General features: G+C 54.0%; 10 protein-coding genes. 8 read left to right on the plus strand and 2 right to left on the minus strand.

Going from position 1 to position 15,313, the window contains the following annotated elements:
* Positions 1–19 precede the first annotated feature (19 nt).
* From KIS77_08010 to KIS77_08040, 7 genes are all read left to right on the plus strand, one after another.
* On the plus strand, positions 20–1,120 hold the full coding sequence (locus KIS77_08010; protein MCW5922271.1) for a flippase-like domain-containing protein: 1,101 nt from the start codon (positions 20–22) through the stop codon (positions 1,118–1,120).
* Positions 1,121–1,405: 285 nt separating this feature from the next.
* Entirely contained in the window at positions 1,406–2,047 is a 642-nt protein-coding gene (locus tag KIS77_08015) for a Crp/Fnr family transcriptional regulator (GenBank protein MCW5922272.1), read from the plus strand.
* Positions 2,048–2,212: 165 nt separating this feature from the next.
* A complete protein-coding gene (locus KIS77_08020) occupies positions 2,213–3,028 on the plus strand; it encodes a hypothetical protein (GenBank protein ID MCW5922273.1) in 816 nt (271 codons plus the stop codon).
* A gap of 699 nt (positions 3,029–3,727) precedes the next feature.
* Positions 3,728–4,801 (plus strand): hypothetical protein, encoded by a 1,074-nt coding sequence (locus KIS77_08025; GenBank protein MCW5922274.1) that lies wholly within the window; start codon positions 3,728–3,730, stop codon positions 4,799–4,801.
* A gap of 221 nt (positions 4,802–5,022) precedes the next feature.
* Positions 5,023–6,597, plus strand: coding sequence for a hypothetical protein (locus KIS77_08030; GenBank protein ID MCW5922275.1), 1,575 nt, complete (start codon positions 5,023–5,025; stop codon positions 6,595–6,597).
* A 32-nt stretch (positions 6,598–6,629) separates the two neighbouring features.
* Positions 6,630–7,979 (plus strand): hypothetical protein, encoded by a 1,350-nt coding sequence (locus KIS77_08035; GenBank protein ID MCW5922276.1) that lies wholly within the window; start codon positions 6,630–6,632, stop codon positions 7,977–7,979.
* A 341-nt stretch (positions 7,980–8,320) separates the two neighbouring features.
* Positions 8,321–8,917, plus strand: a complete 597-nt coding sequence (locus tag KIS77_08040) for a hypothetical protein (GenBank protein MCW5922277.1) — start codon at positions 8,321–8,323, stop codon at positions 8,915–8,917.
* Positions 8,918–9,232: 315 nt separating this feature from the next.
* Here the strand turns inward: KIS77_08040 and KIS77_08045 are convergent, their stop codons facing one another.
* Both KIS77_08045 and KIS77_08050 read right to left on the minus strand, forming a co-directional pair.
* The gene (locus tag KIS77_08045; protein MCW5922278.1) at positions 9,233–10,357 is read right to left on the minus strand and encodes an NAD(P)/FAD-dependent oxidoreductase; all 1,125 of its coding nucleotides are present in this window, start codon (positions 10,355–10,357) and stop codon (positions 9,233–9,235) included.
* Positions 10,358–10,728: 371 nt separating this feature from the next.
* Entirely contained in the window at positions 10,729–13,245 is a 2,517-nt protein-coding gene (locus tag KIS77_08050) for a cation-translocating P-type ATPase (protein ID MCW5922279.1), read from the minus strand.
* Between the two features lie 286 nt (positions 13,246–13,531).
* Between KIS77_08050 and KIS77_08055 the strand changes: the two genes are divergently transcribed.
* The gene (locus KIS77_08055) at positions 13,532–15,295 is read left to right on the plus strand and encodes a zinc-dependent metalloprotease (protein ID MCW5922280.1); all 1,764 of its coding nucleotides are present in this window, start codon (positions 13,532–13,534) and stop codon (positions 15,293–15,295) included.
* Positions 15,296–15,313 lie beyond the last annotated feature (18 nt).

The following is a 15,313-nucleotide window of genomic DNA, read 5'->3' on the forward strand; positions in this document are numbered from 1 at the left end:
AATAAAAATCGCTCATATCGTGTCAGAAGAACAAACCCAGCCCCTGCCCACCATCGAAGCCGAAGGCCGGCGCGTGGTGCGTTCCTTTCGCCTTCGCCGCATGATTCTGCCCATCGCGCTGGGCATCACCGCCGTAGGCTTCTTGTTTTACTACCAGTTCGACCTTGAGCAGTTCCGCAGCATCGAATGGACGGGGCGAGCGTTTGCGTGGATAGGGTTGGCTTTCCTGATATTGGTGGTCAGGCACCTGTTCTACACGCTCCGGCTGCGCACCATCACGGGCGATGTGTTTTCTTGGCGCAAATGCCTCGAGCTCGTGGTGCTGTGGGAATTCAGCGCCGCCCTCACGCCCACGAGCAAAGGCGGCCCTTTCGTCATGCTCTTCGTGCTGACCAAAGAAAAGCTCGCAGCCGGGCGCACTGCCGCTGCCGTGCTCTACACGATGGTGCTCGATTCGGGGTTCTTCGTCGTCACCTTGCCCATCCTGCTGCTGCTCTACGGGCCGCCGATGCTCTATCCGGGCATGAAAAGCTACAGCGACGTGGGGCTGGCCAGCGGGACGTTTTTTGTCACCTACGGCCTGATGCTCACCTACTGGTCGTTCATCGTTTTTTTGTTGCTGATAAAACCTCGCTACGCCAAAAAAGCATTGGGGGCGCTGGCTAGCCTGCCTTTTTTGAAAAAATGGTCGGCGAGGCTTCATTTGCTCGGCGAGGAATTCGCCTTGGCCGCCGAGGAAATCCACCGCCGCGACTGGCGCTACCACCTCAAGGTCATCGTCGGCACGGTGGGCGCATGGACGAGCAAATTCATCATGATAAATTGCCTCATCATCGCCATCATGCCCTCCACGCCCGTGGACGGCGCGACACAAGCATTCATCTACGCCCGCATGGTGGCCATGTTCATCATCATGGCTTTCAGCCCAACGCCGGGCGGCGCAGGGTTGGCGGAGGTGGCGTTGGTGGGATTCATCTCCGACTATGTGCCGGCGGGCATTGGGCTTGTGGTGGCGCTGCTGTGGCGTGGCATGGCGTACTACGGCTACCTGCTGTTGGGGGCAGTGGTGGTGCCGGCTTGGGTGGCGGCCAATATGCGAATGCCGAAGCGGGGGGCGTGACACGCCGCGCTTTTACACCTTGATTCGCTGGGATTTGCCAGATGACCATGATTGATGACCATGATTTTGAACAGATTGCGCTTTTAGCCATGCCCAAAACTTGGCGGTGTGAATTATAACCTTCTCCGTCCAATCCGCAACGAGCGGTGGCGAAATGCGTGACAAGCGACATGGCCATAACATTTTGCCAATTTTTTTTAACCCGACCAAAACAGCACCGCTCGTAACTTACCCAAACGGGGCATCGTCTGGCTGACATCGTTCATCACAAACCTATTTGCCTCCGTGACCTATCAACACTTTCAAACGCATCTCGCATCAGCCGAGGCGGGCGCCCACCCAATTACTGCCTTGGCCAACTTGCGCCAACAGATTCAGGAAATACATTCACTGGAAGAACGGGATTGGATGTTGTTCCAGAACAGGGTGCATTGGGAAACCTGCCCCAAAGGCACCTTGCTGCTTCAGCCCGGCAAAACCTGCGACCACCTCCGTTTCCTGCATCAAGGCGCGGTGATATACTACGACGGGTTGGACGAGGAAACCCAATTGGAGCAGGTGGGCTGGATAGCGCAGCCCGGCGAAATCGCCGTCGAAATCGTCAGCTTCTTTCAGCGCATCCCGACGCAGCAATACATGAAATGCACCGTCGCTTGCGCGTTTCTCTCACTTTCCCGCGCCGACTTGGAAGCGCTCTACGCCGAAAGCGCGACGTGGAACATCGTGGGCCGCCGGTTGGCGGAGCGGTATATACTGCTCATGGCAGAGCGCACCCATTTCCACAAGTTAAATTCGGCAAGGGAGAAATACCGCTATTTCACGGAGCGTTTCCCACAAACCATGCAATTAGTCTCTCAGCGCCACATCGCGGCGTTTTTGCGCATCCGACCAGAGACCTTGAGCCGGATGAGAGCGCGACGAGAATAATCGTCTTTTTCTTGACGCAGGTCAATTGCACTTCCACACGTTGCGCGAAAAACTTTGCAGCACAAAATCAATTAGACTTGTAGCGGTGGAGGGCTTTCCCTTCGCCAAAGGCCTCCACCACAATAAGTCTATTCATCTTTCCATTCCACAAACTTGTTTCCAACTATGCAAAAACAACTTTTGTCCGCCTTGCTTCTTGTATCAGGCATTGCACTGCTCGCCATCACTGGCTGCAAAAAAGACGACAACGCGCCCACCGACCCGGCAGTCGAATCCGCCAAACAGGCGCTCCGCAGCCAACAACTTGTCAACTCTTCGTTCGGGGTGGCCCTGCGCGGCGCTGAAAAAGCCAACGGACTGCTGGACGACAGCGCGGACGACCGCTGCGGCTCCATCACCATCACGCCCGCCACACCCAACGCCTTCCCAAAAGTCATCGCGGTGGACTTCGGCACAGGCTGCACCGACAACGACGGCAAATTCAAAGCCGGGAAAGTAATCCTCACAGTCGGTAAAATCTGGGAACCCAATTCCGAGGTCTCCATCGAATACGACAACTACAAGGAGGATGGGGCATCGCTCAGTGGCAAATTCACGCTCCAGAACAAAAGTACCCAAAACGCAGGCATTTTCGTCGTCGTCGCCGAAAATGTCCAAGCCGCCGATGCCAATGGCTTCTCCATCGCCTACGATGCCGTGCAGACCTTCACCCAAACGGCAGGCCACCCCACTTGGTGGGACTGGGCCGACGACGTGTATGGCATCACGGGTTCCATCAGCTCGGTGCTGACCAATGGCGAGACGGTGAACTGGACCATCCAAACGCCACTCGTGAAAGCCAACAACTGCTACTGGGTCAGTGCCGGCACGGGCCTGCTCGACCTCAACGGCCTGCCCGTCGCGGTGGACTATGGCGACGGCACTTGCGACAACAAAGCGACCATCACCGTCAACGGGCAAACTTATCAAATCACGCTTTGAGCCAAATTGAGGGGTCATTAGGGGTCATTAGGAGGGTCATTAGGAGTCATTAGGAGTCATGAGGAGTCATTAGGAGTCATGAGGGGTCATTAGGAGTCATGAGGGGTCATTGGGGGTCATTAGGAGTCATGAGGGGTCATTAGGAGTCATTAGGAGGGTCATGAGGGGTCATTAGGAGTCATTAGGAGGGTCATTGGGGGGCATTAGGAGGGTCATTAACAGGGCAAACGCATCTAAATACAACCGACCTCGGAGAGGTTTGATATTGGTAGAAATCGCGTGTTTTTGTGACAGTTACCACGACCTCGGAGAGGTCAAATGTCTATGGCATTCTACCAAAATTTGACTTATTCGAAGCCTGCGCGATTTTGACGCATTTGCCCTGACCCCTCGGGTTTTATACCTTGATTCGCTAGGATTTGTTAGATGAACATGATTGATGTTCTTGATTTTTAGCAGATTGCGATTGCGGCCATGTCCAAAACCTAACGGCGCGAAATATAAAAAACAGTTGAAAGCAAGCATGGCTGTGGGGTACCAATAGCTATATTTTATCGCGCTTTATGCCCTTGTTGGAGAGAATTTCAACAGCGGCATCAAATTGTAGCCGACGTGCGTTTCCAATATGATTTTTTGGTAACAAAACTCTTTCGCAACATTTTCGTGGTGAATATACCTTTGCGAAAAAGAAAAATAACCATGTTGGACGAAAGCCATAAGCGAAAATACTTGTTAGCCTTACTGTGTCTTGCCTTGGCGATAGCCTTGATTTTTGTTTACCTCGCAATACCCCAACTCGACGAGTGCGCATACCCTAAACTTGCCGATTTGGCAAAAAGCATCATACCCAGCCTGATAACCGCGCTGATTGCATTTCCCACCCTATATTTTATTTTGAGGACAAAAGGCATTGACCCCGCCGAGGAGTTGAAATTCGCCGTCGTGCGTGAGAACGCCAAAGTCCAAGAAACGCTTCAAAGTGAGATAGATGCGCTTTCAAAAAAAGTGAGTCAACTGGAACAACAGAACCAAGTTGACATGGGCCTTTACAAAGTCATCAGCGAACAAAACGAAAAGGCCAAAGACCTGATTCTGCGCTTGAAGCGAGCCTCCCCGATAATGAAAGAGCTCGGCAACCAAATGCTCAACTTCTATTTTCAAGATTTCAGCATTCGGTCGGACGGCTTTCACATCAGAGGCGAGGGGCTGGCACTTTACATTTCGGAGCAAATCTGGAAATACCTGACCGAATTGCAAGAAAAGAGAAGACTCCACAATGAGCCAGCGCTCATCGCAAGGGTCATACACTCCAACAGCATCCATATCTGGACCGAAGAGCATCCAAAATACAAAGAAATGACCCGCCGATTGCTCACGGCGCAGCAAAAATTCTGCGAAGCCGGGGGGCGCATCGTGCGCATATTGATTGGAAAAGAAAAAACAGCCTCAAAAGACTACGCAAAGGCAATCGAAAACATGAAGAAGTACAAAATCGAGGCAAAATACCTTTCACAACACGACGTGAGAGAGCTGAACTACGACTTCCTGATATTGCTCGACGAAAATTTCGCTCTGAAATGGTACTCCGGCCAATATGGAGTGAGCGTGGCGAGCGCCCAAGTACACGACCACATCGAGCGGGAAATCCTTGAATCATGGGATGAGATGTTTACCATCCTAAAGCAAAAGGGAACCCCCATCGAAAGCATTCCTGACGACAGGCAGTATAGAAGAGGCGACAACAGCGCCTTCATCCTTCCGCTCAAGCATTGATGCCCAGACAAAGATGGCTCACAAGAGGCATTTGCTGACAGGATTGACAATCGAATAGGGCGCAAGACCCACGCATCGCCCCCCGCTTATTTTGCGCCATTTTCATACAAACGCTTACCTTCGCCCCCTCAACCACTTTGCCATTCCCCCCAAATGCAGAATTTTGCCCGCCTCGCATTCGTTCATCCGACTGATTTATCAACCAACCGATGTCCTTACTGATGCACTACAAAACACTGCTGCGCTCCCTCGTGCCAGTCCTTTTCGTTTCGTTTGTGGCTTGGCCTGCCTGCCAAAAAAACGAGTTTGAAGACCCTGAACTGGCAGAACGCACCTCCGAATTCGCTTTCCCGCTGTTTTCCACCACGCTCAACCTGAAAGACCTGATGCTGAAAGTCCTCAGCGACTCGCTCAGCAACGACACCATCTTGGTCAACCCCGATGGCACCATGACGCTCTACTACTCGGGCAAAGTGGCAGAAAAACCCGCTACCGATATTTTCAAAGACTTTGCAGGGGGACTGTTCCCGCTCACGGACACCGTGTCGTACGGGCCGATTGACAACTTGCCGGGCGTGTCCGTTTCGAGAGCCGATTTGTCGAAAGGCACCATCTACTTCGGCATTTTCAATGGCTCGCAGGATACGCTGACGGGCCACATCCGCATCCCGCAAATGACAAAGGACGGCAACGTCTTCGTCTATCCTTTTGTGGCCAGCCCGGGCGCCAACAATGCCACCCCGATTCCGGTGGCGGGCTACATCCTGCAGTCCAACAACAACGTGTTGGAGTTTATCTACGAAGCCTACAAGCCCACTGGCGAACGGGTGAAAGTGGAAATAGCACCCGGCTTCCCCGGCATTTTTGTCCAGTTTGAAAATCTGGAATTCAGTTATCTGCAAGGATATTGGGCCAACCAGCGGTACGAGCTCATACGCGACACCATCGAGATTGACATCAACCAAACAAACCTTGTGGGCGATGTGTATATCAAAAACCCCCAAGTCACCATGCGCATCGCCAACTCCTGGGGCTTCCCTACCCGAGGCGTGGTGAAATACCTCAGCTTCATCGGCCGCAACGGCGAGGAAATACCGCTGACCAGCAGCGTGTTCGTGGACAGCGCCGTTGATTTCAACTATCCCTCTTTCGCGCTCGGAGAGGTCGGTCAAACGAAATTCACCGACATCACCCTCGACGAGACCAACTCCAACATCGCGCAGATTTTCAACTCGCAACCCACGCGCCTCATCTACGAGGTGGACGGCATCTCGAACGCTCAAAACGACCAGAGCATCGTCGGGTTCCTCACCGATAGCAGCAACATTAGCCTCAATATGCGCGTCGAGCTCCTGCTCGAAGGCTCCGCCCGAAACTTCGGCGCGGAACAAACGCTCGACCTGAACTTCGGCGGCCTCACCGACCTCGACACCAGCAAATTGGAGTCCGTCGAGTTCAAAATCGTGAGCGAAAACGGCTCGCCCATTTCGTCCAATCTCCAGCTCTACTTCCTCGACGAAGCCGGGGTGGCGGTGGATTCCCTGTTCGACAACGGGGCGCAGTTCATCATCCGAGCCGCGCCCGTCAACAGCGAGGGGGCCGCCATTGGCGTCACGCGCACCGAGCATTTCGTCACCATGCCCGCCGCCCGCTTCGAGCGCGTGCGGCAAACCAAGCAGGCATACCTCTCCACCGCTTTCACCACCGCCCAAGATGGGGCCGTGTCGGTGCGACTTTTGGCGAGCGACAACGTGACCGTGAAAATGGGCATCAAAGCCAAAATGCGATTCCAATAACTCCCTTTCCATTCCTTCAACATTCGACATCAATGCACATTAGCAAATATAAATCCCTCCTGTTGTGCCTCCTTTTGGCAGGTGAAATGACGGCCCAACAGGAACTCATGCTCTCGTCCATGCCCGATTTGTGGCACAGCAACAGCATCAACCCCGCGATTTTCCCCGCAGGCAAACGCTTCTTCATCGGCGGGCCAGCCTATTCGCTGGATGCCGCCCATTCGAGCAAAGTGGCTTATGGCGACATTTTCCGCAAAGACGGCAATCGCACACTCATTGACCTCGGCAACGTCATCAACAAACTCGACCCCGAGAACGAAGTTTTCTTCGACCAGCGCATCGAGACCGTGTCGCTCGGCATCCGCTCCAAAAACGACAACTGGGGCCTGCAAATCGGCCATGCCATCGTGACAAGCGGTTGGGGCAAGTATCCCAAATCGCTGGCCGAAGTGCTTTGGTACGGCAACGCGCCCTACATCGGGCAAACATTGGAAATCGGCCCGAAAGCCGACATTTTCGACTGGCACGAGTGGAGCGTCGGGCTTTCGCGGCGCTTCGGCCAGCTCGACATCGGCGCGAGATTCAAGTTCCTGACGGGGGCTGGTTCGTTGCAAACCGACGAAAACCGCACCTTGATGAGCATCTACACCGACCCCGATATTTATCAACTCACACTCAAAACGGACTACGTCTTCTATTCCTCTTCCATCGTGGAAGCAGTGGACACAGCAGGATACGGGTATAAGTTCCGAACCAACTCCTTTGGCGGGCAGCCGTCTTTTCAAAACGCAGGCATGGCCTTCGATGTGGGCTTCCGCGCACAGCTGTCGGAACACCTGTCCATACACGCCTCAGCGCTCAATCTCGGCGGCAGCATCGAATGGAAGGAAAACGTGTCGGCCTTCACCAGCAGCAATCAGTACTTCTACGAAGGCGCCAATATCCCCGGCATTGACATCATCAACGGCTCCGACAACCTTGATTTCGATGCCAAACTCGACACACTGAACGACATTTTCCAGTTTGAAAAAAGCACGCCCGACCGCGCATTCAAATCGGAATTGCCCCTGCGCATCTTCGCGGGCGGCAACTACCAACTCACCGAACGGTGGTCACTTGGCTTTAGCGCCATGTACCAAAGCCTGGCCAACCGCACCAACACCGCGCTGGGCGTGAGCGCCCGCTGGCAGGTGCTCAGGTGGGTCTCGCTGGGCGGGATGTACAGCGCCAACAGCCGCACCCCCGGCAACCTTGGGTTTCACCTCCTGCTCAACCCCGGCCCCTTGCAGGTGTATGTGCTTTCCGACAACTTGCTCAACGGGTTTTCCGCAAAAAACTCCCCTGCGGTCAATTTCAGGCTGGGCGGGGCGCTTGTGTTTTGAGGAGGTTGCGTTGTTTTGATAAAGGTTTTGGGGTGGGCGCTGTCCAACGGTTGGAAAAGTCTCGTACGTTAAAAACTTCATTGCGTCAGGCTGTCTCACAAGCGATAGTTGTTGACAGGATTGACAAAATTTACAGGTTTTTTCCAAAAATAAAGGCGATAATCCTGTAAAGCCTGTCGAAATTTGAACTTGTGAGACAGCCTCATTCAATGGCGTTTTAAAATGGTTTCTTAGGTCAAATATCTCCGAACTCACGTTTTTTAAAAAAATATCCACTCCGCGTAAGGGTAAAAGTCATGCATGGGTGTCTCAGGCCAAAGCTTAACAAAAACACAATTGCCATGCACAAAGAATTGTCCTTGTTTGCCCTTGTGCTGCTGCTGGCAGCACCCGTTTTCGCTCAAAAAGAGGAGCAGATACTTTTTCGCAACGCCCGCGTGGTGGGTGGTTTTGGCGGCCCTATCGTATCGTGGAGCCACACCAACAACAGAACTGGCTATGGGGTCGGCGGTGGCGGCGGCGTGGTGTTCGAGCAGTTTTTCATCGGGTTGTTCGGCATGGCCGAGACCTTTGAGAACGTCACCATTGGCCAGCCACAACTTGCCACTGGCTACGGCGGCTTGTGGCTGGGTGTCACCACGCCTTCGCACAAGTTGGTGCACGCTTACCTTTCCGCCAAACTGGCGGGTGGCAGCGTGGGTGTCACCAATTTTAAGGATGACTGGCCCGACGAACACAATTGGGAAGACCTCACTTTCGTGGCCATCCCGGAGGCTGGCGTTGAAGTCAACGTGGCTCGCTGGATGCGGGTGGGTGGTTCCGTCGGCTACCGATTCGTGAGTGGGTTCGAGGGTTGGGGTTCCTACGGCAAAAAAGACCTGAACGCTCCGGTGCTGAACCTGACTTTTCGGTTCGGGTGGTTCAGCGGGAGGCAGTGAGCGGGTGTCCCATAAGCGATGTTTGTTGACAGGATTGACGAGGCTGACAGGATTCGCGCCGTTTTTCGGGGAAAAAATCCTGTCAATCGTGTCAATCCTGTTGAAACTTAACCTTGTGATACGGCCCACACTACAGGGCATTTTCAAATTTGCGACGAAGTCACAAAGACGCGAAGCAAAATACGCATTGATTTGCCACATTTTGTGCCTCTGCATCTTTGCAGCACAAAAACAATGTCTAGTAAGCGTGGATACAGCCCCTTGGGGGCGTGCCCGCAAAATGGAAATAACGCCCGTAAGTTGGAGCGACTGCTCCTATGCCCTCTGAATATGCGCCGCGATGCGCTCCGAATCCATTTTGATATTTCGCAAAATGCCGCTCAAAGGCGTGGAGAACCCGCAGAAATAAAGCCCTTTGTATGCTTCGTCGTCGAACCACAAACTGCGTGGGTAGCCCCTTTCGTTCAGGAGGGGCTGGGCGTTTTCGACAAAATCCTCCACTTGTGCCCGATAGCCCGTGCAGGCGATGACGGTGTCGAAAGGTTCGGTTTGGCCGTTTGTGAAGGTGACCGAGTTTTCGTTGAACTGTTGGATGCCTGGCAGTATTTTCACTTTTCGTTGTTTAATCAGGTCAATGGTGCCGATGTCAATGACTGGCACTTTGCCAAAGCGCCGCAATTGCTCGGAAGGCGCGTAGGGGGAGGCTGGCAGGCCGTAAGGGGTCAAATCGCCAACCGACCATTTTTGCACCATCCGGGCGATGAAGTCGTAGGCCCAATTGGGCAGTCGGCCCAGCATAATCGCGGTTCGTTGAGCAGGCCGACCGGCTATATCGCGCCGGATAAAATTGACTGGCCCACGAACTGAAATAGCGGGGAAGGCACCGTTTTCATGCAGGTCGAGCGCCAATTCGGCACCTGTGTTGCCGATGCCGACGATGAGTACCCGCTGCCCCTTGAAAGGCGCGGCATTTCGATATGCGCAGCTGTGCATCAAGGTGCCTTTGAATTGCGCTTGGGCGGGCCATGTTGGCTGGTGAGGCACGCGGTTGTAGCCTGTCGCCACGACCACGTTTGGGGAGGTGAAGACATCTGTTCGGGTTGTGGTCACCCATTCCCCATTTGTTCGCCGCACGCTTATCGCCTCTTGGCCAAACTGTGGCGCGAGGTTCATGGTTTGCACATAATTTTCCCAATAAGCAATCATGCCCAGACGCGGCACATACAAGGGATATTCGGCGGGCATGGGCCAATGCGGCAAGTCGGAATGTTCCTTCACGGTGTGGAGGCAAAGCCGCTCGTAGTGCTGATGCCACGAGGCCGACACGCGAGTGCCTTTTTCCAACAAGATATGTGGCAAACCCATTTTAGCAAGCCTTCCGGCGACGGCGAGGCCGGCCGGGCCAGCGCCAATGATGAGGGTGTGGGTGGAGTGTTGCATGATTGTGGCTTTGTCAATAGAATAGCGTTGTTGCGGTGGAGGGGTTTGGGTGAGGGAATGGCCATTTTTTCGACTGGCAAGGCAAGTTGCAGGGTTTGAGCCTGATTCGTCGAGAGTGTTCGTAAAACTGTGTCATTCTAGTGGGAACAATAAGAAAACACAGAGGCACAGGGGCACAGGGGGCATTTTCAACACTTTACTTCAACCCCTCCAGCGATTCTCGCTTTGTCGGGTTCGGAGGTGTCATCCCGAAAGAATGGAGGGGTGACATCTCAAAAACAGCCGAGAGGCCTCCTGTTTAGCTCCTCAAATGACGACACCTCTCACAAACCGAGAATAGCTGCAACCTCTCATTCGCGTTATCAACTTTTTTAGTCGCTGTCATGCTCTTTTGCGCCTTCTCGTTTTTTCTCAACCGGCTCAACCTTTCTCACCGCCTTCCACAGTTCAAACCAGCCGACCGAGGCCAAGGCTGCGAGCAGGCACCAGCCTACTTCGGCAGTGGAGAGCGTGCCCAATCGGAACATCTCCCGCATCCACGGCACCCACAGCACCGACATGGATAGCGCCACCGACACTCCCACCATGCCCCATAGCAGCCAATTGCGGTAAAAAATAGTGCGCACGAACGTGTATTCAAACGAGCGATTGGCCAATGTCAGGAAGATATTGGCAAACAACATGGTGATGAACACGAAAGAGCGCGTGGTCGCTTCGTCCTTGCCCAACGCAATGGCGTAATGATACATGACAAAGACCCCAACGGTGATGGCCAGCCCCTGCACAAGGCTGAGCGAGAGCTCGCGCCACGAAAATAGGCTGGTGGTGGCCGCGTGCGGCAGTTTGTTCAGCACATTGGGTTCAGCGGGTTCGTTTTCGTAGGCAATGGCACAGGTAGGCCCCATGATGAGTTCGAGGAAAATGACGTGCACGGGCATCAGGATGTGCAAATAGGGCCAGCCGAACAACAGGGGCAGCAAGACCGCCAACACGATGGGCAGGTGAATCGAAATGATGTAGCGGATGGCCTTGCGCAGGTTGTAGTAGATGCGCCGCCCGGTACGGATGGCTTCCACCATGCGGGCGAGGTCGTCGTCGAGCAGCACCATGGAGGCCGCGCCTTTGGCGATTTCGGTGCCGCGGCGCCCCATCGCCACCCCTACTTGCGCGGCTCGCAGCGCGGGGCCGTCGTTCACTCCGTCGCCCGTCATGGCCACCACTTCGCCATTGGCCTTGAGCGCCTCCACCACGCGCAATTTGGCATCGGGAAACATCCGCGCAAATACCGAGACGCGCGCAGCGGCCTCACCCAATTGCGCGTCGCTCATCTGCATCACGGCTTCGCCTGTCACAGGTGTTCCCTCTATTCGGATGCCGCTTTCTTGTGCGATATTCAGGGCGGTTTCTGGATAGTCGCCTGTCACCATTTTCACCGCGATGCCCGCCTCATAAAATTGATTGATGACTTGTTGGATATTGGGTTTGGGCGGGTCGTAGAGTGCCACCAAGCCTTCAAACTGCCACGGGAAATCATCTTGTTCCATGGGGTATGCCGCATCGTTCCATTCGGCGCTTGCCACGCCCAATACGCGATAGCCCTTTCGCGCCATTTCTTTGGTTTGTTCCAAAATGACGCGCTCCTGCTCGTCGTCCACGCCGCAAACCCGGAGAATGCGCTCCACTGCGCCTTTGGTAGCGATGAGGTCAGCCCCCGTGTCGCCGGGGCGCGTGGTGGGGCGATACACATGAGTCATCATAGGCGGGATGCCGCTCAGTGGGTACTCGTGCACCATTTCGACATTGGAGCGCCGGGCTTGGTCGGTTTCTTGCTCATACACAGCGTGAATGGCTTTTTCCATCGCGTCGAATGGCTCCGGCTCGCTGGCCCACATCGCGTATTCGAGCACGCGCCCTTTGCCCGAAAAATCGCGTACCGCAGCCACGGACATTCGGTTTTCGGTGATGGTGCCAGTTTTGTCGAGGCAAATCACGGTGGCCGCGCCGAGGCTCTCGACGGTCTTGGGTTGTTTTACCAGCACCTTTTGCCGCGTCATGCGATATGCGCCGAGCGCCATGAAGGTGGTGAAAGCCACCGGAATCTCTTCCGGCACCAAGGCCATGGCGAAGGCCAATGAAAACAACAGCGCGGTCAGAAAAGCCCCCGCGTAGGCGTAGTTGATGGCGAAAACCATGAGAAACGCAACCAAACCAGCCAGCAGCATCTGGCGCACAAAGCGGTCAATTTGCACCTGCAAGGGTGTGGGAGTGGTCTCAATGGTCTCGATGGATTTGCCCAATTTGCCCAACTCCGTGCGAGCGCCCACCGCTTGCACACGCGCCACGCCCGCGCCCGATGCGACGGTGGTGCCTTGGTAAAGCAGGTTGTTGCCCTCGTTGATACTTTTGCTTGCGGGCAGCGATTCCCCTGTGAGTATCGCCTCGTCCACGCTCAAGTCGTTTTGTTGCACCAATATGCCATCGGCAGGGACGCGCTGACCTTCGGAAAAGGCCACCAAGTCGCCCACCACGATTTCCTCCACCGGCACCTCGCGCCGCTCGCCCTCACGGATGACGACCACACGCGGCTGCGAAAGCTCCTGCAAGGCGCTGAGGGCTTTCTCGCTGCGCAATTCCTGCACAATTTCAATCAAGGTGACAAAAACAATGGCTCCTGCCATCAGCCAAGCATCCGCCCGGTCGCCAATGGCAAAATAGAGCGCGCACGCCAATACCAACAGCACGAACATCGGCTCTACCGCGATTTCTCTCAACATACGGAACAGGTGGCGCGTGGGACGCACATAGAGGCGGTTGCTCCCATGCTGGGCGCGACTTCGGACGACTTCTTCGGGGGAGAGACCTGTGAGATGGTTGTTCTGTGACGGCAAGGCAACGGTGTTTTGTTCAGGCGAAGTTATGCCCTTGTTGGCATCCTCGCCAACAGCAGCATCAAAGTAAAGATAGATTTATCTCCCCATTCAGGCAGAATAGGCTGTTTAAAAATTGAATTTGTGCGAATGTTGCAATTTTGTTACATTTGCTTGCGCTCCCCTACTTTCCAACCACTATTACTTTCTTTTCACGCTTTTCAAAACTTGATTTCAATGAAAAACAAGAATTCGATGACCGCTTTTTGGCTCCTGTCAGCCACTTTTTTCACGCTCGCCACTAACCTTGCTTTTGCACAGGGGGGGGGGGCAATTTTTCACCGTAGTCTCCGTCGGCAGCGGAGAACTCAGCTCTGAACAACAGATGAAACTCGGCAAAATTCAGCAGGAAAGCACGACTGCTTCCACTCAATTTGTGCAGGTCGCTTTCGTCAAAGACCTTCAACAAGGAGGAGTAATCAACCTCCAAATGCCCGGCAAAGATTGTACTGCCCAAGTCAAAGCCAAGACAATAGAGGCATACAGCAACGGCGACTATTACTGGTACGGCGAAGTGGAAAAAGAAGACGGCGAGACAGAAGAAGAATGCGAATGTTACAACGGCTCGGTCACCGTCATTTCTCGCGCCGGGCGCGTGTTTGGCTCGGTTCACATTGACGACGACCATTGGAGCCTTCATGAGTTGGGCGGAGGGAAAAGAGTTTTGGCGCGGAGAGATTACACCAATAATGTGCTGGAATGTGCCATGCCCGACTCCGGCGGCAAAATCGTGGCCGAAGCCATGGCTCAAGACAGGACAGAAGGGAATTGCCCCGTCAGAGTGCTCGCGCTCTACACTCCCAATGCCGAAGCCGCCGCCGCAGGCTTGGAAGACAGGATAGTGACAGCCTTCGTCAACGCAAATCAAATCCTTCGAAACAGCAAGGTTACGCCCAATGAGTTGACCTTTATTTTGAATAGTATCCAACCATTTGATTTTGAAGAAACTGATAACATTCAGAATGATGTTACCACGTTAGTAAGCGATACTGTGGTGGCGCAAATGCGTGATGATACACGGGCAGACCTCGTAGTAGTGTACACAGATGGAGAGTATAGTCTATGGGGAGTAGCAGGGGCTTTAGGTCCTTCATCTGGCTCAGCCTTATGTATCGTGAACCGGGTTGGCGAGTCTCTCCACACCACGGCTCATGAGATGGCACACTTGCTGGGTTGTCGGCACGACATCTATGACGACCCAAACGGCGATTTTGAACACGGACACATCTTCAAAACTGGCTGCTGGCCTTTCAGGGATAAGCAAAAAACAGTTATGTATGTCCCCGTTTCGCCTCAAAGGATACCGTATTTTTCCAACCCTGATGTGTACTACAAGAAAGAATCAACTGGCACGGAAGAATATGAGAACAATGCACGACAGCTGCGCACCAATGCTTGCACGGTGGCAGCATTCAGAACCGACGATGTGAGTTCGCCATTCAAAGTCATCCCAAGCAGCGACCAAGAAGCTTGCCCGTGCGCATACACCACCTTTTATGCCTCAGGCGTGGGAGGCGGCCCCGGGCCATATCAATTCGAATGGTACACCAGCACCGATGGGTTTACTTACGGCACTTTGCAAGGGGTAGGCAGCGTGTTTAGCGTGAACGCCCCATGTACGCCGGGGGCTAACCTGCACATAAAGGTCAAGGGTATTTCTTCCGACAACCAGACTCACGAGGCGTTCACTTATGTCGTTGCGATAGACCCCGGCTTTCCAAGCAATTGCGACCGAAACAACAGGGTCGCGAACACACAAGAGGAATTTGTGACGCTAATGCCCAACCCTGCTGGCGAGGCCGTCCTGCTTACTATACAGTCGCCTTCAGCAGCCAACGTTGCCTTCAGCCTGAACGACGCGGTGGGCCGGTTGCTGAGCCAACAATCATTTCCGGTTGAAAAAGGACAAACCCAACGCCGTTTGGACACCTCAGCCTTACCTCCCAGTGTTTACTTCTTGCAAGTCCGGGTAGGCGACCGCTTGATTTCTCAAAAATTTGTCAAAAACTAACAAGATTAATAAACTTGC

This window comes from Saprospiraceae bacterium, from assembly GCA_026129545.1.
Classification (GTDB): domain Bacteria; phylum Bacteroidota; class Bacteroidia; order Chitinophagales; family Saprospiraceae; genus M3007.